At 50.6% G+C, this 21,761-nt stretch carries 27 protein-coding genes and 1 pseudogene; 14 read left to right on the top strand and 14 right to left on the bottom strand.

Features of this window, described 5'->3' with window-relative positions; translation table 11 throughout:
* The first annotated feature begins 13 nt into the window (after positions 1–13).
* Together ACF8PK_RS08655 and ACF8PK_RS08660 are read left to right on the top strand one after the other, a co-directional pair.
* Positions 14–466: a hypothetical protein gene (locus tag ACF8PK_RS08655; RefSeq protein WP_392440777.1), complete on the top strand. Its 453-nt coding sequence runs from the start codon at positions 14–16 to the stop codon at positions 464–466.
* Positions 463–1,173, top strand: a complete 711-nt coding sequence (locus ACF8PK_RS08660; protein ID WP_392440779.1) for a hypothetical protein — start codon at positions 463–465, stop codon at positions 1,171–1,173. The genes ACF8PK_RS08655 and ACF8PK_RS08660 overlap by 4 nt, the downstream gene beginning before the upstream one ends.
* A gap of 562 nt (positions 1,174–1,735) precedes the next feature.
* Here the strand turns inward: ACF8PK_RS08660 and ACF8PK_RS08665 are convergent.
* Both ACF8PK_RS08665 and ACF8PK_RS08670 read right to left on the bottom strand, forming a co-directional pair.
* Complete coding sequence (locus tag ACF8PK_RS08665; protein WP_143679099.1) at positions 1,736–3,121, bottom strand: L-cystine transporter; 1,386 nt, start codon at positions 3,119–3,121, stop codon at positions 1,736–1,738.
* Positions 3,122–3,322: 201 nt separating this feature from the next.
* A complete protein-coding gene (locus ACF8PK_RS08670) occupies positions 3,323–4,006 on the bottom strand; it encodes an NAD(P)H-binding protein (protein WP_004726193.1) in 684 nt (227 codons plus the stop codon).
* A gap of 416 nt (positions 4,007–4,422) precedes the next feature.
* On the opposite strand from ACF8PK_RS08670, the gene ACF8PK_RS08675 reads away from it, so the two are divergent.
* From ACF8PK_RS08675 to btuD, 8 genes are all read left to right on the top strand, one after another.
* A complete protein-coding gene (locus ACF8PK_RS08675; RefSeq protein WP_392440781.1) occupies positions 4,423–5,034 on the top strand; it encodes a flavin reductase family protein in 612 nt (203 codons plus the stop codon).
* Between the two features lie 13 nt (positions 5,035–5,047).
* On the top strand, positions 5,048–6,076 hold the full coding sequence (gene cobT / locus ACF8PK_RS08680; RefSeq protein ID WP_392440783.1) for a nicotinate-nucleotide--dimethylbenzimidazole phosphoribosyltransferase: 1,029 nt from the start codon (positions 5,048–5,050) through the stop codon (positions 6,074–6,076).
* Complete coding sequence (locus ACF8PK_RS08685; RefSeq protein WP_392440785.1) at positions 6,076–6,879, top strand: adenosylcobinamide-GDP ribazoletransferase; 804 nt, start codon at positions 6,076–6,078, stop codon at positions 6,877–6,879. Before cobT ends, ACF8PK_RS08685 begins: the two co-directional genes overlap by 1 nt.
* Complete coding sequence (gene cobU / locus ACF8PK_RS08690; RefSeq protein WP_014205214.1) at positions 6,876–7,418, top strand: bifunctional adenosylcobinamide kinase/adenosylcobinamide-phosphate guanylyltransferase; 543 nt, start codon at positions 6,876–6,878, stop codon at positions 7,416–7,418. Before ACF8PK_RS08685 ends, cobU begins: the two co-directional genes overlap by 4 nt.
* Positions 7,419–7,486: 68 nt before the next feature.
* A complete protein-coding gene (locus ACF8PK_RS08695) occupies positions 7,487–8,101 on the top strand; it encodes a histidine phosphatase family protein (protein WP_392440967.1) in 615 nt (204 codons plus the stop codon).
* 240 nt (positions 8,102–8,341) lie between these two features.
* Positions 8,342–9,370 (top strand): succinylglutamate desuccinylase, encoded by a 1,029-nt coding sequence (locus ACF8PK_RS08700; protein ID WP_392440787.1) that lies wholly within the window; start codon positions 8,342–8,344, stop codon positions 9,368–9,370.
* Positions 9,371–9,481: 111 nt separating this feature from the next.
* Positions 9,482–10,477, top strand: coding sequence for a vitamin B12 ABC transporter permease BtuC (btuC, locus tag ACF8PK_RS08705; RefSeq protein ID WP_154181081.1), 996 nt, complete (start codon positions 9,482–9,484; stop codon positions 10,475–10,477).
* The gene (btuD, locus tag ACF8PK_RS08710; protein WP_055466750.1) at positions 10,464–11,219 is read left to right on the top strand and encodes a vitamin B12 ABC transporter ATP-binding protein BtuD; all 756 of its coding nucleotides are present in this window, start codon (positions 10,464–10,466) and stop codon (positions 11,217–11,219) included. Before btuC ends, btuD begins: the two co-directional genes overlap by 14 nt.
* 272 nt (positions 11,220–11,491) lie before the next feature.
* Here the strand turns inward: btuD and ACF8PK_RS08715 are convergent, their stop codons facing one another.
* The 5 genes from ACF8PK_RS08715 to ACF8PK_RS08735 are packed head-to-tail and all read right to left on the bottom strand — an operon-like array spanning position 11,492 to position 15,241.
* Positions 11,492–13,552 (bottom strand): heavy metal translocating P-type ATPase, encoded by a 2,061-nt coding sequence (locus ACF8PK_RS08715; protein WP_143679091.1) that lies wholly within the window; start codon positions 13,550–13,552, stop codon positions 11,492–11,494.
* Positions 13,549–13,875, bottom strand: coding sequence for a YtxH domain-containing protein (locus ACF8PK_RS08720; RefSeq protein ID WP_055466748.1), 327 nt, complete (start codon positions 13,873–13,875; stop codon positions 13,549–13,551). Before ACF8PK_RS08720 ends, ACF8PK_RS08715 begins: the two co-directional genes overlap by 4 nt.
* Complete coding sequence (locus tag ACF8PK_RS08725; RefSeq protein ID WP_004726182.1) at positions 13,865–14,170, bottom strand: magnetosome protein MamC; 306 nt, start codon at positions 14,168–14,170, stop codon at positions 13,865–13,867. The genes ACF8PK_RS08720 and ACF8PK_RS08725 overlap by 11 nt, the downstream gene beginning before the upstream one ends.
* Positions 14,163–14,912, bottom strand: a complete 750-nt coding sequence (locus tag ACF8PK_RS08730; RefSeq protein ID WP_143679090.1) for a YtxH domain-containing protein — start codon at positions 14,910–14,912, stop codon at positions 14,163–14,165. The genes ACF8PK_RS08725 and ACF8PK_RS08730 overlap by 8 nt, the downstream gene beginning before the upstream one ends.
* A complete protein-coding gene (locus tag ACF8PK_RS08735) occupies positions 14,909–15,241 on the bottom strand; it encodes an HMA2 domain-containing protein (protein WP_172475405.1) in 333 nt (110 codons plus the stop codon). Before ACF8PK_RS08735 ends, ACF8PK_RS08730 begins: the two co-directional genes overlap by 4 nt.
* Before the next feature lie 140 nt (positions 15,242–15,381).
* On the opposite strand from ACF8PK_RS08735, the gene ACF8PK_RS08740 reads away from it, so the two are divergent.
* A complete protein-coding gene (locus ACF8PK_RS08740) occupies positions 15,382–15,744 on the top strand; it encodes an HMA2 domain-containing protein (RefSeq protein WP_014205206.1) in 363 nt (120 codons plus the stop codon).
* Positions 15,745–15,824: 80 nt separating this feature from the next.
* Here ACF8PK_RS08740 and ACF8PK_RS08745 read toward each other — a convergent pair whose 3' ends face one another.
* The gene (locus ACF8PK_RS08745; RefSeq protein WP_392440792.1) at positions 15,825–16,277 is read right to left on the bottom strand and encodes a hypothetical protein; all 453 of its coding nucleotides are present in this window, start codon (positions 16,275–16,277) and stop codon (positions 15,825–15,827) included.
* A gap of 357 nt (positions 16,278–16,634) precedes the next feature.
* Positions 16,635–16,865, bottom strand: coding sequence for a PAS factor family protein (locus ACF8PK_RS08750; RefSeq protein WP_004726165.1), 231 nt, complete (start codon positions 16,863–16,865; stop codon positions 16,635–16,637).
* 187 nt (positions 16,866–17,052) lie between these two features.
* On the opposite strand from ACF8PK_RS08750, the gene ACF8PK_RS08755 reads away from it, so the two are divergent.
* Together ACF8PK_RS08755 and ACF8PK_RS08760 are read left to right on the top strand one after the other, a co-directional pair.
* Positions 17,053–17,217, top strand: a complete 165-nt coding sequence (locus ACF8PK_RS08755) for a maltose acetyltransferase domain-containing protein (protein WP_392440794.1) — start codon at positions 17,053–17,055, stop codon at positions 17,215–17,217.
* A pseudogene (locus tag ACF8PK_RS08760) lies at positions 17,141–17,353 on the top strand (DapH/DapD/GlmU-related protein); the annotation flags it as partial. The gene ACF8PK_RS08755 and the pseudogene ACF8PK_RS08760, both read left to right, overlap by 77 nt.
* Positions 17,354–17,456: 103 nt before the next feature.
* On the opposite strand, the gene ACF8PK_RS08765 reads toward ACF8PK_RS08760, so the two are convergent.
* The 4 genes from ACF8PK_RS08765 to ACF8PK_RS08780 all read right to left on the bottom strand — a co-directional run bounded on the left by ACF8PK_RS08765 (position 17,457) and on the right by ACF8PK_RS08780 (position 20,403).
* A complete protein-coding gene (locus ACF8PK_RS08765; protein WP_392440796.1) occupies positions 17,457–18,032 on the bottom strand; it encodes a nucleoside triphosphate pyrophosphohydrolase family protein in 576 nt (191 codons plus the stop codon).
* A gap of 83 nt (positions 18,033–18,115) precedes the next feature.
* Complete coding sequence (locus ACF8PK_RS08770) at positions 18,116–18,466, bottom strand: DUF2750 domain-containing protein (protein ID WP_004726153.1); 351 nt, start codon at positions 18,464–18,466, stop codon at positions 18,116–18,118.
* A 106-nt stretch (positions 18,467–18,572) separates the two neighbouring features.
* Complete coding sequence (locus ACF8PK_RS08775; RefSeq protein WP_392440798.1) at positions 18,573–19,136, bottom strand: DUF1415 domain-containing protein; 564 nt, start codon at positions 19,134–19,136, stop codon at positions 18,573–18,575.
* 46 nt (positions 19,137–19,182) lie between these two features.
* A complete protein-coding gene (locus ACF8PK_RS08780) occupies positions 19,183–20,403 on the bottom strand; it encodes an MFS transporter (protein ID WP_004726151.1) in 1,221 nt (406 codons plus the stop codon).
* Between the two features lie 151 nt (positions 20,404–20,554).
* Between ACF8PK_RS08780 and ACF8PK_RS08785 the strand changes: the two genes are divergently transcribed.
* Positions 20,555–21,424: a LysR family transcriptional regulator gene (locus ACF8PK_RS08785; protein WP_004726150.1), complete on the top strand. Its 870-nt coding sequence runs from the start codon at positions 20,555–20,557 to the stop codon at positions 21,422–21,424.
* A gap of 2 nt (positions 21,425–21,426) precedes the next feature.
* On the opposite strand, the gene ACF8PK_RS08790 is transcribed toward ACF8PK_RS08785, so the two are convergent.
* Positions 21,427–21,657 (bottom strand): glutaredoxin family protein, encoded by a 231-nt coding sequence (locus ACF8PK_RS08790; RefSeq protein WP_038151225.1) that lies wholly within the window; start codon positions 21,655–21,657, stop codon positions 21,427–21,429.
* Positions 21,658–21,761 lie beyond the last annotated feature (104 nt).

Here is a 21,761-nt window from a genome sequence, read left to right on the forward strand (position 1 = left end):
TGACTTATAAGATATGGCTACAGCTAGTTTGCGACAAGCTAAAAAGCGACTAATTGAACTGGGGAACCTTACAGGTTCTCCAGTTTTTGCTATGTCTAGAAAAATTGTTGAGTATCTAGAAGATCAACGTCAGCAAGACAGATTGACGATAGGCGGGTTAAGGGCTGCTTTATCCACTCCACGAGATGAGGATCGAGTGTTAGCTGAAGCCGCTTTTATGCTCACGATTCATCCTTTTGAAGTCTTAGATGTCCAATATCGTCTATATGATGAATCGCTTTCTGAAGTTATCGAAATCATTAGTAAAAATGATTATGCACAAGCTTTAAGTGCTGGTGAATTTTATTATGAAGGTGAGTTGATAGACTCAGAGCATTTCCAATCACGAGTATTCCCTGTATTTTTAAATCAGAAAGTAGATTCGAATCAAGATGTTACCAATATAGAGGTAACTTCGGGGTTATGAGCGGAAATGATCGAATTATAGAAACGGTACTAGACAATAGTATGCAAGTTATATTGTCTGAAAATCAAAATATTAGAGCGCTCCTTGAACGACATTCCCCGTCATCTTACGAGCAATTTGTTAATCGAATCTACACAGATCTTGAGAACGTAATTTCTACTACAGAATCAGGAAAACAACATCACCAAGCCAAAGGTGAAGACGAGCTTACGGATCACCTGCTATCTCAATTGGTGCATATCTATCCTTCAGCAAAGCATGACGTTCAGAAAGGTGGGCATTGTGATTTACATATTGAAGTTCGTTCACAAGATGATGTTATCTACACATGGGTTGGTGAAGCTAAGCTATGGGGAGGCTATGCGTATGGCCGTGGTGGATTATTTGGACAATTGTTAGGAAGTTACGCGTCTGGTGGTGTAAATGCAAATCATGGTGGAATGATTTTTTATGACTTGTCATCATCAGGACCAGAATTTGTAATGGGGCAGTGGAAACAAGGCCTAGAAGCTGAAAATATAACGATTATCGATGAGAGAGTAGATAAGCTTCGTTTTTCTACTTCTCATCAACTGAATGATGGGAATGGTCCTGAGTTTCATGTTAAGCACTTTGTTGTCGGTTTATATCATCAGCCTGCCCAAAAAGTTTTAGCGAAAAAAGTAGCTAAGGACGTAGCTGGAAAATCAACTAAGAAAAAGATTTAATCAATATCTAGCGAGTGAGTGTTAACGTTCACCCTTAAATATCACGGCGTTGCCACGATATTAAGCCCCACCTAATCGGTGGGGCTTTTACATTGCTGGACATTGCACAATTCTAGAATCCTATTTTTAAACGCCTTTCGTTGCGATTTTTATGCCTTGGAGGTGAGCGAGTGAGCAATTTAACTGTCAGTGTTGTAGCGGCAATATCTACTGCTGCATTTTCACTAGATTGAGCTCGGTGTTAGGAGGCGGAGGGACCGTAGCGCTGTACCCAAGCAGAAAGGCTGTGTGTCATGTTGTTAACAATCAGCTTTATCTTAGTTACACAAATGGCGGTGTCTTACCTGTAGGCCCAACAGCTGATTATTTAACATCGAATCTGGTTTTAGAGTTCAGTTTGGGGTCAAATGAGCATTCAGTTTTTGAATTTAGTTAAAGCACTCTACGGAGTGCTTTTTGTCTTTAAGCATCTTCGAAACCCGGCGGCAGGCTATGTTCGGTCAGTGATGCAACAAAAAAGCCGACGTTTGAGCGTCGGCTTTGGGTGATTCATGATGGCGCTTTATGCCGTCGCTTCTTGCGCGGCTTCTGCGTCTGCTGAATTCTCGGCAGTTTGGTTCAAAATACGGCTGGTAATGGTGCCTGCGGTCATTGAACCGGACACGTTGAGCGCGGTACGTGCCATATCAATCAATGGCTCGATCGAGATGAGCAGCGCAGCAATCGTGACAGGTAGGCCCATGGCGGGCAGCACAATCAGGGCTGCGAAAGTAGCGCCACCGCCGACACCCGCGATACCAAATGAGCTGATCGCGATGATGGCAATCAGTGACAGAATGAACTGAATGTCCAGCGGGTTGATGCCCATGGTGGGTGCAACCATCACAGCCAGCATCGCAGGGTAGATGCCTGCACAACCGTTCTGACCAATCGTTGCACCAAAGGATGCTGACAGGTTTGCGATCGCTGGTGACACGTTCAGTTTGGTGATTTGTGCTTCCACGTTCAGTGGAATGGTTGCCGCTGAGCTGCGCGAGGTAAACGCGAACGTCAGTACAGGCCAAACTTTCTGGAAGTAAGTTTTTGGATTCACGCCCACAAACGACACCAGCACGCCGTGAACGACAAACATCAGGGCGATGGCGATGTACGACGCCACAATAAAGCCCAGCAGGTTCAGGATGTCAGCAGCGCTTGAGGTTGCGACCACTTTTGCCATCAGCGCGGCGATGCCGTAAGGCGTCAGCGCCATGATCATTTTCACCAAACGCATGACGATGGATTGAATCGCGTCGACAAACGTACGAATAGGTGCTTCTAGCTGCTCTTTTTCAATCATCACTTTGCGAGCGGCAATGCCAACGAGCACGCCGAAGATCACTACGGCGATGATTGATGTTGAACGTGAGCCGGTCAAATCTGCAAATGGGTTGGTAGGAATAAAGCTCAGCAGCATTTGCGGAATGGTCAGGTCAGCGACGGTGGACGCGCGGCTTTGCAGCACGGCAATGCGAGCGGTTTCACGCGCACCTTCCGTCAGGCCCGCAGACGTTAGGCCAAACGCTTGGGTGACCAGAATACCGATCAGCGCTGCAATGGCGGTGGTCAACAGCAAAATGGCAATCGTTAGGCCGGAAATTTTACCCAGTGACCCGTTTTTATCCAGTTTCACCACGGCAGAAATCATCGACACCAAGACCAACGGCATGATGACCATTTTCAGCAGGCCAACGTAACCATTGCCGACAATCGCGACCCAAGATAGGGTTTCACCGATGACATAGCTGCCTTCACCAAAGATAAGCTGAAGTGCTAAACCGAACGCACTGCCCAGCACTAAACCGAGCAACACAAGACGAGAAAGGGTGTAGGCTTTTTTCTGTTGTCCAAATAAGAAGAACAGAATGCCGACAAATACCGCAATCGATGCGATAGCTGCAACTGACATAATTGAGAATCCTTAAAACGGGTGGATATCGACTGGGCGGGAAACCGTCCGCGATATCGAAAAAGTAGGAATATATCTAGGGAGCACCATAACGTTTCATATGCTGAATAGAAAATATAAAAACAGCATTATTTAGAACGAAACGTTATGAATGCAGGGTGTTGTACAAATTATTGTCGAATCGATGGTGAAATATTCGTTTCAGTGATAATTCTTCAGCAGACGCTGCATGTCGGTGGTGTGCAAAACGGATACGGCCGGAGCGCGGCGATCAAACACATTGTAGAGCAGCGCTTGGGCGACCGCTTCGGCGCGAATCGGGATCAGGTTTTTCAGTGTGCCCCACAGTAGGTATTGGCCGATTTTCATCACGCGTTGCAACCAAATTTCATCGGGTCTGACGACCTGACGTTCACCCACCAACGGGCCGGGGCGAACAAACGTGACGTGTTCAAAGCCCATTTGGCGAATGGCTTCTTCCATCTTGCCCTTGCAGCGTAGGTAATGAGATCGCGAGCGTGGGTGCGCGCCATAGCTCGACACCACCGCCAAACGTTTTACACCGATGGTTTTCATGGTTTGAGCAACCTGGCAAACCAAGTGGTAATCGACCGCTTCTAATCCGGCTTGAGAACCTGCTTGTTTGCGTGTTGTGCCCAGCGCAATCACGCCATAATTGGGCGCAATGTGCTGCTCATCCCACTGCTTGATGCCAAGTTCGCTATCGCATATTGCGGTGAGTTTTTCATGGCTCGCTAAGGGTTTTCGCGTGAGCGCGTACACGCCATCAATCGCAGGCGTTGCCAATAACTGGTGGAGTGCACATGAACCGACAAGGCCGCTGGCACCGGCGATGATCACGTGGGTGGAGGAGGAAGTTGTCATGCTATTCTTTCGCTATCATCTTATTCGCTATCGTCTTATTCAATATTGTCGTAAAAAGACCCCGCGAAGCGAGGTCTTGTTCGGTGAATGATACATCAGGTGAGCGACAATGGGATTTGATTGTGCTTTTTGTTTCCCGACGATTTTGCCGGTTTCTGTTTTGGCGATCGTTGATTAGCAAACATAACGTCTCCTTTGCTGTGAGTTATCGCGGATGACAGTGCAGCCCTGCATCATCTGTACCAAAAGTATAGTGTATAAATTGATCAATGGCTTACCTGCACTTGCCCAATCTATTGAGCGTCGTTTCGGCAAATGCACGCAACGCAGCGGCAAAGTTTGGTATCCAAGATCGTTTGCGGGTAGACTGCAAAACGAATTCACGTTCCTCTCATTGTCAGCTTACGGACTAGCTCATGTATATTGATTTCAGCCAGTGGGATCCTTCGGCGATCTACCATCTGATGACACAAACAGTCGTTCCTCGTCCCATCGCTTGGGTGTTGACCGAATCGGCCGACCAAAACTTCAATCTTGCCCCTTTTTCTTACTTTACCGCGGTGTCGAGTCATCCGCCGCTGCTGATGATTTCGATTGGCAAAAAGCCGTCTGGCGAGGTGAAAGACACCGCACGCAACGTCAAAGCAAGAGGCCAATTGGTGATTCACATTGCGGATGTCGGCCTCGCGGAAGCCGTCACTCAAACGGCTGCGACACTTGACCACGGTGAATCGGAAGTGGCGGCGAACGGGATTGAACTGAGTGATTTCGACGGTTTTCCGCTTCCGCGCGTCACCGCATGTCCGGTGGCATTTGGCTGCACACTTTATGAAATGCAGGAGATAGGCGCGACCCCACAAACGCTGCTGTTTGCTAAGGTCGAACAGGTGTATCTCGATGACCGCATCCTCAACGTGCAGGACGATCGCCTGACAGTAGATGCGTTGACGCTGGATCCGCTGTCTCGTCTTGGCGGCGGCGAATACGCCACGCTCGAAAAAACTTTTACCATTCAACGCCCACACTAATCAGGACATTTTCATGTTAGACCGTTCATTCCACGATGCCATCACGCAGCGTATCGACCAAAAAACCAAGCCGCTTGGTGCTTTAGGACAACTGGAGCAGGTGGCTTATCAATTGGCTTTGATTCAAAGCCAAGGCCAAAGCAGCGCCGTCACGCACATTGCGATAGAGCAGCCAACGGTGTTGGTGTTTGCGGGCGACCATGGCATCGCCGATGAAGGCGTCAGCATTGCGCCGAGTGCGGTGACGCAGCAAATGGTGCTCAACTTCCTCGCTGGTGGTGCCGCCATCAACTGTTTTTGTCGTGCCAACCAAGTGGCAATGAAAGTAGTGGATACCGGTATTCTGCTGCCCATCGACGCGCAACATCCGGACTTCGTGGTGCAGCGTTTAGGGGAGCGCACCGAAAACTTTGCCCATCAGGCGGCAATGAGCGCTGAGCAGGTCACGCAAGGGCTGGCGCTGGGGCAGGCTCTGACCGAACGCGTCATTGATGGCGGGTCCAATCTGGTGATGTTTGGTGAGATGGGGATTGCCAATACCAGCAGTGCGGCGGCGTTGCTGGCTGCGCTGAGTGGGTTGTCTGCTGAGCAATGTGTGGGGATGGGAACCGGGATTTCTGAGCAGCAGTTTGAGAAAAAACGTCAGTTGGTGGCGCAGGCGGTTGCGCGCTGCGACGGCCTTGATGTGGAAGCTATATTGGCGGAAGTGGGCGGCTTTGAAATCGTCCAAATGGTGGGCGCGTTCTTGGGCGCATCACGCCGTAATACGCCTGTGCTGGTCGATGGTTTTATCGTGACGGTCGCAGCGTATATGGCCACATTGCTGGAGCCGAAGGCGCGTGATGTTATGATTTTTGCGCATCGCTCACACGAATCGGGTCATCGCGCGGTTCTGGATTTGTTAGATGCCGAGCCGCTGCTGGATTTGGGATTGCGCCTTGGCGAAGGAACCGGCGCGGTCTTGGCCGTCCCGCTGCTGCGCGCTGCGGCGGAGTTTTATAACACCATGGCAAGCTTTGCCGAAGCGGGAGTGACGGTGTAATGCCTGCGGCGCTTTTGTATCAATGGCAACTCTTTTTACTGGCGGTGAGCTTTTTCTCACGCTTGCCGGTACCAGCGTCGTTGCCCTATAGCAGTGAGCGCATGAATCAAGCGGGCCGTTATTTTGCGCTGGTGGGCGTGTTATTGGGCGGCATTTGCGCGCTGGTGTACGTGCTGTTGGGTCATCTGTTTTCGCCGGCGATCAGCGTTTTTTTGACCATGGTTGTGAGCTTGCTGCTGACTGGAGCGTTTCATGAAGATGGCTTAACGGACATGGCAGATGGCATCGGCGGTGGCATGACCGTCGAGCGTCGCTTGATCATCATGAAAGACAGCCGCATTGGTACGTATGGTGCGTCGGCACTGGTGATGGCGCTGCTGGGTAAATTTCTGTTTTTGAGTGCATTGGCGGAGCAGATGTCGCTTGTGAGCGTTTGGTTGCTGGGTTATACCCTAAGCCGCGCGGTCGCAGCTTCACTGATTTATGACATGCCTTATGTTTCTGACCCCGATAGCAGCAAGTCCAAGCCGCTGGCGAGTCGTCAAAGCCGCCATGAATTACTGATCTTATTGGTGACGGGGCTAATTCCTTGTCTTTGGTTCAGCGCCTACGTTTGGGTGGGCGCCATTGCGCTGTGCGTGGTCATTCGCGTTGCGCTCAAACAGTGGCTGATGAAACGCTTGGGCGGTTTTACTGGCGACTGTTTGGGCGGCACGCAACAAATTGTCGAACTGAGTCTCTACTTGTTGCTGCTGGCTTACCTGCATACTGGCATTGCGGTTAGCGGAGGGCTGGTGGGATGAGCATTCATTTGATCTTGGGGGGCGCGCGCAGCGGTAAATCGAGTTTTGCGGAACAAAAAGCGAAGCAGTTTGCTGCGTTTGGCGCGAGTCAACGCCATTATGTTGCAACGGCGATTGCGTTTGATGACGAAATGCAGCAACGCATTTTGCATCATCAGGCGCAGCGCGGCGATGCGTGGTGTGAACACGAAGCGCCCATCGCGCTGGCGGAAACCTTGGCTCAATTCACACGTCGCGATGTGGTGTTGGTCGATTGCCTCACGTTGTGGCTCAACAACGTGATTTATAACCATGGTGAAACGCTTGATGCGCAGGCGATTGAAGCACGTGTTACCGCGCTGACAGACGCGTTGGTTGAAACGCAAGCCACGGTGCTGCTCGTCTCAAACGAAGTTGGCCTTGGGGTGGTGCCGATGGGGGAAGTGTCGCGTTTGTTTGTTGATCACGCGGGGTGGATGAATCAAGCGATTGCACGACACGCCGACAGCGTGACGCTCATTGCGGCGGGCTTGCCGCTGGCGCTCAAGGGGAATCTATGAATCAAGGGAAGCCGATGACTCAAGAGGAGCCCATGAATCAAGAGCCAGCGATGAATCAAGAGATAACGATGAAGCGCGTCTTTTTGTTGCGACACGCCAAAACACTGGGGCCAGCCGCGCTCAACGGTTCAACCGATATTGCAGTGGCTGATGAAGTGCAAGATGAACTGGCGCAGTTACTCAACTCGCACGGCTTTACGTACATCATCACCTCTCCGCTGCGTCGCTGCGCCGATTTAGCGCACAAACTGCAAGCGCTCAACCCATCGCTGACGGTGGCAATTGAATCCGATTTTCGTGAAATGCATTTTGGCGAGTTCGACGGACAACCCTTTGACGCGTTGGCGCCTCATTGGGCGATGCTTGAAGCATTTTGGCAGTCTCCGGCAGAACAGCCATTGCCCGGCGCAGAACGGTTGGCGGATTGCTATCAGCGCGTCACGCAAGCGTGGCAGCGCAGGTTGCCGTCATGCCCGGATAACACCTTGATCATCACGCATGGTGGCACGATTCGTTTGTTACTGGCGCATGTGCTGCACACCGATTGGCGCAATCCGCGTTGGTATTCGTCGTTGGCCATTGGCAATCAAACGTTGACGCAATTGGACATTTTCCCCGCGCCGACGCCGTTTGTGAGTGTGAGGAACATCGGAATTGAACTCAAAGATAAGCCACTGAACTAATTGAATATAGAGTATCTGAAGTGGTTAGTGGTAGAATCCGCCGTTAGTTATCGATTCATCCATCAGTACTTGAAACATCAGTACTTAAACATGATGGTGGGCGCGTGAGTTAAAGGGTGTCGTACGGCAAATATTTCCCTTGTGAGTTGGGTTGGACCGGTCTTGATAAGTGGGATCGTTCCAACATAATTTGGCAGTACAATTCTTTAACATAGCCGCTGTGCAATAAAGGAGTAGCGCATGACGAAGTCCCTCTTTCGCCAATCTTTTCTTTTTGACAGTTTAGATCTCGAGCAATCTGTGACGCGCGGAGAAATACAAACCGCAGCGGGTATCACACTGAAATTGCACGATCGCGGTGTGTTAGAAGTGCTGCCAGCGGCGCAGGACGAATCAACCCGTCATATTGTCATTTCCTGTGGTATTCATGGTGACGAAACGGCGCCGATGGAGTTGGTGGATAAGCTGGTGGATGACATCATTTCTGGCTTCCAACTGGTTCAAGAACGCTTGCTGCTGATCATTGCGCATCCGAAAGCGACCAATCAACATACTCGCTTTATCGATGTGAACCTGAATCGCCTGTTTGATGACAAGCCTCACGATTCGAGTGAAGAGCTGGCGATTGCCGACCGGCTTAAAATTCATGTGCAAGACTTCTATGCAGAAACGCCGATGTTGTCGCGTTGGCATCTGGATCTGCATTGCGCGATTCGCCAATCCAAACATTATTCATTCGCCGTCAGCCCCAAAGCGCGTCACGCTGTGCGCAGCCACGCGCTGATGGATTTTGTTGAAGCGGCACACGTGGAAGCGGTGATGCTGTCCAACGCGCCTTCGAGCACATTTAGTTGGTATAGCGCCGAGCACTTTGGTGCCCAAGCGTTAACGATGGAACTGGGGCAGGTGGCTCGTCTGGGTGAAAACAACCTCAAACGTCTGGTGGCCTTTGATTTGGCGCTGCACAATCTGGTGGCGCGCAGTGCCTGTGAACACCTGTCGAAAAAAACCATTATGTATCGTGTCAGTCGCACCATTGTGCGTTTGCATGACGATTTTGATTTCCGCTTTGACGACGACGTCGAAAACTTCACTTCGTTTATGCATGGCGAAGTGTTTGGTCACGATGGCGACAAGCCGTTGATGGCGAAAAATGAAGGCGAGGCGATTGTGTTTCCGAATCGACATGTCGCCATTGGTCAGCGCGCAGCGTTGATGGTCTGCACCGTGGATACTCGCTACGAAGACGATCAACTGGTCTACGATTAAGGTCTGCGCAACCCCAGTGATGCGGGGCAACTAACACTTTCTATTTGATTGGCTTAACGTTATGGTTAGGCCAATCTTCTTTCTGGCGCCGATCATTAACCTGAGTACTGCATGGATTTTAGTCAGCTTCTATTACAAAAACAGCGCCGTTGGCAGCGCGCTGCGCTCATCATGTTGGTTTTACTTGGGGTGGCTAGTGCCGCCTATGTGATGGTCGGTGAAATCTTTATCTCGCCTTTTTCACCCCTTTCTCCGCTCGAACAGCAATTGGTGGTCGAACTACGTTTGCCTCGTTTGTTGGCCGCGATTGTGATTGGTGCCGCGCTGGCGGTGTCTGGCGCAACGCTGCAAGTCTTGCTTGGGAACGTGCTTGCAGAGCCCGGAATCATCGGCATTTCCGGCGGGGCTAGCGTGGCGATGGTGATTTTGCTGTTTTTCTTTCCAGCCGCCGCGACCCCAGTTGGGTTTATGCTCTCGGCGATTGCTGGATCGCTGGTATTTACGTTGCTGCTGGTTTCAATTGCCAAAGCGATGCACCTGACGACCACGCGCTTGTTGTTGGTGGGAGTGGCGCTGGGGATCTTGTCTGGGTCGGTCGTGACGTGGGCATTCTATTTCAGTGATGATTTGAGCTTGCGCCAACTGATGTATTGGCTGATGGGCAGTATCGGTGGGGCAAGTTGGTATCAACACACGTTGTCGTTTGTCGCCATTCCCGTGATGGTGTGGCTGGTGATGCAAGGCAGAACACTGGATAAATTAATGCTCGGTGAAACCCACGCCAAACAGCTGGGGGTGGATGTGATCGCCCTGCGCTGGAAGCTGATCCTCGCGGTGTCGGTGCTGGTAGGTGCGGCTGTGGCACTGGGTGGCGTGATTGGTTTTGTCGGCTTAGTGGTACCGCATTTGCTGCGCTTGGCTCTGGGGACGGAAAACCGCATGTTGCTGCCACTGTCTGCCATTTGTGGCGCACTGCTCTTGGTTTTTGCAGACACCATTGCGCGGCTCGCGTTGGATTCAGCAGAGCTGCCACTGGGGGTGGTGACCACCACGCTCGGCGCGCCTATTTTCATCTGGATGTTGGTAAAGAGCCATGATTCGCATTAACAGCTTGCGTGTCGAATCACGCCTATTGCCATTGTCGTTCACCTGCAAGCCGGGCGAAATCTTGCATGTGGTTGGTCCAAATGGCAGTGGCAAAAGCACCTTACTGGCCGCGCTTTCGGGCGTTTTAGACAGTGAGGGCGACATTCAGATCGGCGACGTGGATGTGCGTACTGCCACGTTGAGTGAGTTGGCGCTGCATCGTGCTTATTTGTCGCAGAGCGAAAAGCCCGCATTCAATCTGGATGTGTTTCAATATCTCGCGTTGTCGTTGCCTGCCTGCGCGGCAGAAAAGGGGGATGAGGTCAATTTGGCCATCCGCCAAATCACCACGCTGCTCAACATTAAAGACAAGCTGCATCGTTCCATCCATCATTTATCGGGCGGCGAATGGCAACGCGTGCGTCTTGCGGGCAGTTGTTTGCAAATTTGGCCATCGCTCAACCCTTACGCCAAACTACTGATTCTCGATGAACCGGCTGCGCCGTTAGATATCGCGCAAGAAGGGCTGTTGTATGCGTTGATTCAGCAGGTGTCCAAGCAGGGCATCACGGTGATCATGGCCAATCACGATCTCAACCGTTCTCTGCGTCATGCCGATCAAGTGTTGTTGCTGAGTCAAGGCATCGTGCACTGCGTCGACACGCCACAAAACGTGCTCACGGAGCAACATCTGGCTCAAGTGTTTGAAACTTCTGTGAAGCGCGTCGAAGTTGAAGGTAAACCTTACCTAATTTTCGACTAATTTTGGTGCATAGAGCACAATTTTGGGTCGGCTACCCCTTTGGAGTCATCATTCTATTTTGCGTTGAAAAATTGTTTCTATTTAAAATCAATGACTTAAATTAATTTCAAAAGTTGGCACGCAAATGGCATTAATAAGATCGATACATTCTCGTTCTTGTTAGGCTTTTTATAGTCTCCTTAGCCACCTTGCTCCCAAGGTGGCCTTTTTTTTCTAAATCGCCATCGAACGTGTTGTCGAATCAGCTGCGTCGTCAACTGAGCGAGCGGCGCTTACTTGTACTTGAGGCGCGCAGAACGGCTGAGAATGGAGAGCGTCGTCCCGTTATGGAGAAGGGCGCTCATCGTCGGATTGAGCCACCCCAGCGCAGCTGCCAACATGATGCCGCTATTGACGTATTCCGCAATTTTGATGTTGGAGTTAATCACGCTCATCGCAATATTGGCCAGCTCTCGCGCTTCAGCAAGCCCGTAGAGTTGATCGCGCAAGAGCACGACATCGGCGACTTGGCGAGCCAACTCGGTGCCGCGTCCCATCGCAATGCCAACGTCTGCAATGGTCAGTGCGGGCGCATCATTCACACCATCCCCCACAAACATCACGGTACGCCCCTCGGATTGAAGTGCTTCGACGATGGTGGATTTCTCGGCAGGCACGGCTTCGGCAAAGACGCGGTCTAACTTCAACTCGTCTGCGAGAATATTGGCCTTATATTGGCTGTCTCCGGTGATCATGATCAGCTCTTTGACCCCAAATTGGCGCAGGGCGTTTAAGGTGTCCCGCGCATCTTCCCGCAGGTGATCGCGCAAGCCAATCATGCCAATCAGTCGGTTTTGATGCGAGATGAACACCAAATGGCGGCCTTGTGCCTCGTAGCTTTCGATCACCGCCTCAAAGGGCGTGAAATCAACCTGCTCGTGCACTTCTAAGAAGTGTCGGCTGCCCATCACCAGTTCGTGGTCATTCATGGTGCTTTTGAGACCATGGGCAATCACGTACTCAACTTCGCCGTGTTCGATATGTGGCAGTTGGTTGTGTTTCGCTGCGTTAACCACCGCTTGAGACAAGGGGTGGTTGCTGTGCTCTTCGACAGACGCGGCAATGGCGAGTAAGTCGCGTGCAGAGTTGGTGTCGCACAATGGAATCACATCAGTGACTTGCATATCTCCGTGCGTCAGGGTCCCCGTTTTGTCAAAGACGCAGGTATCGACGTTGACGAGTTTCTCTATCGCACTGCCGCCCTTGAACAAGATTCCTTGCTGGGCTGCACGGTACATGATGGATTTGAATGTGACCGGTGTGCTGAGTTTCAACGCACATGAGTAGTCAACCAAGAACACCGAGGCAACGCGGTTTAAGTCTTGTGTTAAGGCAAATACGGCCGCCCCAATACCCAAGGTGATTTTCACGCGGCGGTTCGCCATGTCTTGCGTGACTTGTTGAATTTCACTCTTTTCACTGAGCGAATCATAAATCAGCTTGGCAATTTTTGCCGTGGTGGCTTCGCTACCCACTTTGTCAACACGAACCTGAATGGTGCCTTCATGCACACTGGTCCCAGAGTACACGACAGCGCTTTGTTCACGACGCACTGGGACATTTTCCCCAGTCAACGAAGATTGATTGATCAGCGCCGCACCTTTGACGATGGTGCCGTCGACCGGAATCGAGACGCCGGGAGCGAGCTCAATTATATCGCCAACGGTTAAGGTTGATGAATTGACTTGCGTGCGCTCTGTGCCATCCACTCGCCATACGATCGATTCTTGAGGCCGCATTAAATCAGCCAACAGTTGATCGCTATTTCGGCAAGTTTTTTGCTCCATATATTCGCCTAAGCTGATGAGACTTTGCGTCATCATCGCCGTACGATAATCCCCGCGCCAGGCTGATAGGCCCACGGCAATTGCATCCAACACTTCCACCGAAACCGTTTTGTCTCGGAGATCGTTGATGCCTTCAAACAGGGTCGGTGCAATCAAGGTTGCCGTGGACAGCGCGCCCCATTTATTGGGCAATAATGCTGCCGCGATGGTGCCGATGACGTTTAATGCGACATCGCCACGCGTAAATTTGTGTTCGGTCTTTTCTTGTGTCGCTTCGTTCAAGTCAAGTTGGTTTAAACGCGCTTCCACGATGTTTGCTTGCAGCAATTGGGTGTCATATTCCACCACAACCGACTGAGCCGATTCGTTGACGCGCACCGCGCTGATGCCTTGAATAGCCATGAGGCTGGATTCAATCCAAGTCCCCACATCTTGATGATGTCTCAGCGCAGGTGCTTTGAAACGGATCCGGCCAGGGAAATGGTGCTTGACCAGAATCGCGATCATTCTTCGCCTTTACATAAGTTACGGTAGTATTCCAGCTCGGCTTGTGTATCTTCCAAGCGCTCTTTTAGCTCTTCAACTTCACCTCGAACAGCTGACCACGCTTTTTCACCTGTGGTCGCGACACCTTGTTGAAATTTCTTATTGGTCAACAAGTAAGCGACGGCGGCACCGGCTGCCAAGCCCATCATAAAATGGGTTTTGGTGTTTTGCTTTTGGTAAGGTTGTTCTGCCGTCTGTTGCGGTTGCTGTGGATCGGCCGCTGGGTTGGGTTGTTGAGGATAGCCGTAATAAGGGTAACCGTAATAGGGGTTGTTATTGTTCATCTTTAGATTCCGAAACTTGATCCATCAGGTAAAGACCCGCTGCGCCGACGCTGAGAATGGTCAGCAGAGAAAGCGCAGGGCGTCCGGCCATTTGTTCTGCGACATAGGTGGTGACGCCCGCAATGGCCGCCGTTTTTAGCGCTGATTTCGCTGCATTCGCGGCCATATCCTGAGTCTCGATATGGCCCGCTTTGTGCTCCTTCCACTGGCTGGCGATGGTGGCGCTACCCCCTGCAATCGCACCAACGATCATGGCGCGATTGGCAGAACTGAGTTTATTGGCTGAGTTACTCATGTTCTTTGAGCGTGCGTTGGCTGTCGTCACCTTGGGTATCTTCCCCCGGTGCATCCTCGGCGCGCGTCTCGGTTTGATGTCGCTTCACGGACTCTTGGAAGCCTTGTTTACCCGCCGCATAGGTGTCTTTGAAAATCTCGCTGCCTGTCGACACATTGTCTTTCACTGCGCTTGCTGTATGTACCGCGCCTTCTTTGACGCTCGAACCGCCAGATTTAAGTAGGTCTCCCGCGCCGGAGACTAAACCCATGAGTTTGCCACGCACGTTCTCATTGCTTAATAGAAGTGCAGCCGCTGCGCCGACCATAGCGCCTTTCCAAAACTCTTTATCGTTCATACCGAAAGTTCCTAATATCTCTTTAAACATACCCGCTTCTTCACCGAGAGCGCCGTCGAGCATCGCTTGTGCCTGCTCGAATAATGGATCGCTTTCTGATGTTTCAGGCGGTTGTGGTGGGTGTTGAGGTTGAGAAGGGGATTGCGTCATGCCCGGATGTGGCCAACTTGGCGGTGGCGGCATCATGTGCGGGGGAAATGGCGTGCCCATCGGTGGCATTTGATAAGGATGACAAAATGCAGGATGGGGGAACGCGGGCATCATGTTCATTTGAGGCGGCATCATCGGGGGCTGCTCGCCGTTTTGAATGCTTGTCATATACGCATTCATCATCTCCTGCTGCATCGCCATCATTGCCCTCACATAGGCTTCGTATGGATTTGCATTGTTCAATGAGTCACTCATGACCGTTCTCCATTTAGGTCTAATTGCTCAGCGATGGCGTAACACGCCTGTTCTGCGACTTGGTCAGACTCCGAAAACAATGCCTCAATGGACTGAGGGTTGATGGTTGCAGCATCGTATTCAATGAGGATACTGCCCGTCACATTGTTCAACTGATAGTGCTTAAACGCTGGAATCGAAGCGATGGCTTGTTCGATGTCGCCAGCACGGAACTTCGCCAGATGCGCCACAATACCAAGCTTGTATTTGAGTCTTACTCTTCCTGGGATATGGTGGCCAATCGATACCCATTTTCTTAGTTTTAAGGCCTGATCAACGTACGATTTCATAAAAAAATTATAAGGTAACTTCTTGTTATCTCAGCGAACAATTCGCAGCGAGGGGCAATTAACTACAAATGCTTTGCGCTAAATCAATTTTGATGCTAACGTTGAAAATAATAATTGTTATCATTTGGGTTGGCGTTAATATGAACACTTATATTCATAAAACAAATCAGAGGCTTAGGGTTCGTTCTGACTACATTAAAAATAATCCAAACGAAGTGGGCGAGTTGATTGATCAGTTGAAAGATATTGACGCAATTCGCTCAATTAAACATCAAAAATATGCGGGTTCTGTTGCGATCTGTTTTGATCATGCAGAGCTTGATTGTGAAAGCCTATTAGAAATATTAGAAAGCCATCATTGGACACAAAGTAGTGAGACGCCCTCGTTTATTGAAAAAGCGATGGTGACGGGCACAAAGAGTTTAGTGAAAGGATTAACGGGCATCGCGTTGACGCGCTTAGTGGGGCCGACGATTAGTCGAACCGTGATGAATTTAGCGTGACGTGTGCCAAGCGGACACAAAAAGGCCCAACCGATATCGGTTGGGCCTTTTTTGATCGAGCGGAGCAAATTTGAATCGTTTTACGCACTGAGACTAAATTTTTTCGCGGCGCACTTACAGATGCCGTTTGAGAGTGCCGGGCAGCGCTTGCATGGTGGGGATTTAAGCGGCAAATGGCCGACTGATTTGATTGCAAAGATGGGGGAGGCATCATTTGCCGATTGTTTGATAGCAGACACGTTGCTGCGAGGCGATGTCGATGTCACGCCGCTACTCACGCTGATGCCGCCAAACCAAGAAAGCAATGGGTTGAGCGGCGCGATGAGTTCATTCGCCGCTTGCATCAGTGCTTGGTTTGCAACCGTTTTGACTTCTTCCGTGAGCCTCGGTTGGTTGCCTGATGTGGCATGTTGCGTCGACGGGCGATGAGCGCCAGGCTGCTTCTCCAATGCGCGGAGTTGTTTTTTGGAGCCGGTCAGCTGACCGTTGATGACGGCTTTTTTTAATTTATTCAGTGCTTTCTTGCTATTCATTGATTCTTTCTGCTCGTTTCCATGCACGTGCCGCTAATGTACCACAGTTGAAAATACTTATCATTCGCTCATTGTGTTTGCAAACGCATCGAGATAAGGCTGGCCGTTATAGAATCAACCCGGACGAGGAAGATTGGATGCTCTCCACCCAAAGATCCGCACCGCCGACATGAATATCATGAGCGGTTTTCAAAAGCGGTGTATAACTTGAGTTTGCGCTGGAAGTTTTAACGGGAAGAGGGTTGTCGCTGGAAGTGGGGGATATTCGGTTTCGAATCATTGGGGCTATGGCATTGTGAAACGTCAGATACAAAAACGGCCCTGGGGGATTGGGCCGTGAATGAGAGGTGGACTCGATTAGTGCTCTGGTGTTTCCAGGAGTTTAACCGCGCGATCCACAGCGTTATTGATGCCTTCAGGACTCTCAAGTTTTCCTGAGCTAGCAGGACCAAGAGCACATGAATACAGCGCCAGTTGCTTATCAAACGGCAAATCCAATTGCTCGTAAAGATCTTGGCGAATCTGGGCGTGTTGTTCCGGTTCTTGGCTAGCAAGGCTAATCAAAGCTTCGTAGATAAGCGTTTTCATGTTTTTCCCTTTTTATTTTATCGCACGGAGTGCATATGGATTGTAAAGGGTTGCACGATAAAAATCGTCCGCCACAGTCACATAACAAAGACTCAAACAAAAATCAGATAAAAGATAGTCTCATCGTCTGGTGGTGGCATGTTCTCCACGCTAAACACATCGGACGGCATTACGACCCATGACGGTCATGAGGAGTGCTATGAATATCAAACACAAAATGCACAGCCAACAGGTTTACGACTGCAACGATGAAGGGTTGGCGCAGGAACAACAGCAATGTTTGGATTGGTGCAAACTCGGTGGTTTTGCCTGGCGTGACGATTGGGGAGAACTCGGTCATTGGCGCGGGTAGTGTGGTGACCAAAGACATTCCAAGCAATGTCGTGGCGGTCGGAAACCCATGCCGCGTGGTGAGAGAGATTAACGAGCGCGACCGAGAGTTCTATTACAAAGACCGTCGTTTCGAAACGCAGGTCGTTGACTCTTGACGTGATACATCCAAACCATCTTGACGTGACACACCCGAACCATCGCCCACAAAAAAGCCAGAGTCTGCTCTGGCTTTTTTGTGGGCTTGATATGGTGCGGCGCTTATTGTGTCAGTTTCGCCAGGTCTGCCGGGCGGTAGTAAACTGATTTCAGCACTTTGCCCTGACGGATGGTTTTGCCTTCAGAGACAAAATCCTGCGCACATTTTGCGATGATGTAATCGCCTTTTTGTACCGCCATCAGATGAATGCCTTGCTTGGCGTAGAACGCTTCGGTTTCTGCGTATTCTTGCTCGTTGCGGCACACTTTACTCATGTTTGAGCTGTGCACTTCATCCCAGCAAGGAAGGAAATCAATGCCGCGGTTGACAGCCACGTTCAGCAGCAGATCAATCAGGTAGCTGATCGCGAGGTTGTCGCTGACGTTTGTGTCACCGAGGTGTACCAAACGGCCCATTAACACGTAAACGCTATCGACGATCGCATCGGCTTGTTCAGTTTTGTTGTCTGCTTCAGCAAGTTCGGTCAACTCTTCAATGGCCAGCGACGTGTGCAGTGTATCGGCTTTACCATCCAAGCTCGCAGGCGCGGCTACTGGTAGGTCAAACGTACTACGAAATTCAGTGATGTCGCGGTAAAGGTGATCGTAAATGTCTTGCGTCAGCTTAGATAAATGCATGCTTTCAGTCCGATGGCTAAAAATAGGAGATGATTCGTTAGAAAATAAAGAAGGCGCTGTTGCGAGCGCCTTATTGGGTACGATTACAGATACAGCTTGGCGAGTTCTGATGGTTCAAGTTCTTTCCCATCGAGATTCGCGTTCCAGTTGATGCCAACCAGCACGCCGTCTTCGTCCAGCGTGATCAGCCAATCTTCAACGAAGATATCCAGCGGGATTTCCAGTACTTCGAAATCGGCCCACTCTTCGACGTTATGAAATTGCGCGTCTTCTTTCGATGACCAAAATGGCATCACTTCGCTCTCTTCAAATTCCGTCGATTCACAAGACAACCAGCCTTCTTCATTACGCAGGCCCCAAACAAGGTTGTTTTCTTGGGACTCTTTGATGAACAATTCAAGGTTAGCTTGAATATCTGTCGTTAATTTGCTCATTTTATTCTCTCACTAAGAATGATGGCGTAAGGGTAGCATTTTCAACGGTTAAATCCCATTAAGATTTAGGCCATCCGCTACTTTTCTCCCCGTGTGCTGCTGTCATTTATTTGCGAAACAGGTACGGGAACAGCGCCTGACGTTCTGCGTCGCTGAGGCTCGAGACACGCTGGATATTTGTGTCAGGAATCGCTTCCGGATTCGGGTAATGTTTGAGCACTTTTTCCATGCTCTCTTCGCGGATCAAATGGAAGATCGGATACGGCGCGCGATTGGTGAGGTTTTCAGCATCGTCCGGCTCTGTTCCGGCAAAATAATAATTGGGGTGGAATGTCGCAACTTGGAATACGCCCTCCCAATCTTGCTGGCGAATGAGCGCTTCCACCCAATCAATGAAGAAGTTGTAGTCGGTGAAATCGTGCAGCATATCTGGCACAACAACGAGTGTGGTTTCCAGTTCTTGCGGTGCTTTGGTATCGAGTACCAGCAACTGATCCAGAATGTCTTGCAGCAGTTCTTCTTCGCGAGTGGCGTTGCTGACGTAAATTTTAATCTGCTGATTGCGCTGAGGTTTGGCCGCAAAAGGGCACAGGTTCAGGCCGATCACCACGTCGTCTAACCATTGATTGACGCTGGCGGCGATGGCCTGATTGTTGGTCGTTGAGCTCATATTCTTGTCGTCGTTGTTGTCTATTTTGCGGCAAGAATACCACAACTTAATGAGAAGATTTTAAAACCGTGGTCGTGCTGTTGGCGGCGGTGCTTTTGTGGCGCAGGCTTAATCGCCAGCATAAGGTAAAGAGCACGGCATACACGACGAGGCCGCCCGCGGTGACCATGTGCCAACCGCCATGTTGCCAGCAGTAGAGCAGATAAAAACCGCCCAAGCTGCCGCCCACATAATAGTGCACTAAATAGAGCGCAGTGGCCGTTGCTTTGGCTTCGGTGGCTTTTTGGCTGACCCAGGCATAGGCCAATGTGTGAGTAAAAAAGGCGCCAAAGCTAATCAGCATCAGGCCTAGCATCATGAATGGGATTGATTCGACCAACGCTATCAACATGCCCGCCATACTCAGCACACCGCCGACGACCATGCCAGTGATCGGTGGGTAGCGTTTGGTCCAGTTGGCGGTTAATTTTGAGCTCAATGTGCCCGCCAAGTAGCACAGGAAAATCAGTGATGCGAGGCCAATCGGCATTGAATAAGGTTCTGCGACCAAACGAAAGCCCATGACCGAGTACAGGTTCACAAACAGCGCAAAGTTGGCGCCGCCGATCAACATCGCAAGCCATATGGTGCGGTTGGACAGGTGTTTCACCAGCGCGCGATTGTGATGAAAGAACATGCCGCGTTGCGGTTTAAAGTTGATTTGAGCGGGTAAACACGCCAGCACCACAAGCGCACCAATGAAGGTGAATCCAGCCATGGCGATCACAGCTTGCTGCCACCCCAATGCATCGGTTAGTAACCCACCAAAAATACGGCCGCTGATCCCGCCCAGTGAGTTGGCTGCGATATAGCCGCCAATCGCTTTACTAAAAGCTTGTGGTGACAGTTCTTCCACCATATAGGCTACTGCCACGGATGCAAACGCGGCGAGCGCCACGCCCATGAATGCGCGCGCCAACACCAATACCCAAAATTCGCCGCTGATCAGCATCATCACGCCGATCATCGGCATGGCAAACAGGCCGAGCAGCATCACGCGGCGACGCCCAATGGCTTCAGAGCTGATCGCCCAAGGCACCAAACTGACAGACAAGGCCAATGTGGATGCTGCGAACAGCCAGTTGATCTGTGTTTCCGACACCGCAAAGTGTTTCGCCATGTAAGGCAGCATCGGCTGGAACAAATAGAGGTTGCAGAAAACCAAAAATGACCCGAAGGCGAGGGCAAAGGTCACTTTGCGATATTGGGGGCTGCTTAATTCAATCATGGCGACAACTCAACTCGGCTCATACAACGATGTGACCAAAGTATCAGCAGCGAGTGAATTAATAAAATATATTAAAAATATTGACCTCATATAAATTATATATGGGGAAGTTCACGCCGAGCAGTGGGCTAAACAACGGGGTTGGAGCCTTATGGACACACGTCATCTCAAACATTTTGTTTCGGTTGCGCGCAACGAGAGTTTTACTCAGGCTGCGAAAGCGTTGCACATTGCACAGCCGGCGCTGAGTATTTCAATCAAGAAGTTTGAGCAGCAACTGGGCGTGGTGCTGTTTAAGCGCGATGAGCGCAAAGTCACGCTCACTCATGAAGGGATGGTGTTGCTTGAGCACGCCACGCGCATCTTGCAGCAAATTGAAGATGCACAATTGGCGATGGATGAACTCAAAGGCTTGGTCAAAGGTGAAGTGCGGCTGGGTGCGCCGAGCATGATGGGGTCTTACTTCTTTCCACAAATCGTGATGGCATTTAAAAGTCATTTCCCGAACCTCAAGATGACGATTATCGAAGCGGGGTCGCAGTCGATTCGTCACATGTTGCTGTCGGGCGAGTTGGATATTGGCGTGATTCTCAACCACGACCTCCCACCGGATCTGGAAATTGACCCGTTGTTGTCATCGCAAATGGTGGCGGTGGTGGGGAACGAACATGAATTGGCGCAGCGCACGCAGATTCGTTTTGATGAGTTTTTTGAACATGAACTGGTGATGTTCAAGCCGGGGTATTTTCACCGAGAGTTCATCGATAAAGTGTGCAAAGAGCACAAATTCAATGCCAATTTCTCGTTTGAAACCAACTTGCTGCCGATGATCCTCAGCATTGTGAAACATGAATACGCGATCACGGCATTGTTGGAATTGGTGACCGATAACGAACCCGAGGTCACCGCGATTCCGTTTGAACCGCCAGTGTGGCTCGATTTGGCGCTGGCTTGGCGCAAGGATGGCTATTTATCGAATGCCGATCGCACCTTCATCGAGTTCGTCAAACAGTACGTTTAGGATTATTTACTGTTGTAAATGCGGTCGAAATTGGTTGGGTTCCAGCCGATCATCATGCGATCGCCAATCTTCAATACGGGCACACTACGCGCACCCATCGCATCGAGTTCTTTGCGGCCACGTTCCATTTTGGCGTTGCACAGGCGGTATTTCACCCCTTTAGCATCCAGATAGCGCTGGGCATCTTTGCAGTGTGGGCATTTATCTTTAACGTACAAAACAACTCGTTTCATGGGGCGCTCGCGAAGTGTGGAAAGGCGCAGAGTGTAACGGCGAACGGCAGTGGATGCAAATTGGCAGGATGATTCACAGCCGGGTTTCGGTTACACTTTGCGAC

It is taken from the genome of Vibrio sp. CJQ_6, from assembly GCF_043106745.1.
Classification (GTDB): domain Bacteria; phylum Pseudomonadota; class Gammaproteobacteria; order Enterobacterales; family Vibrionaceae; genus Vibrio; species Vibrio furnissii.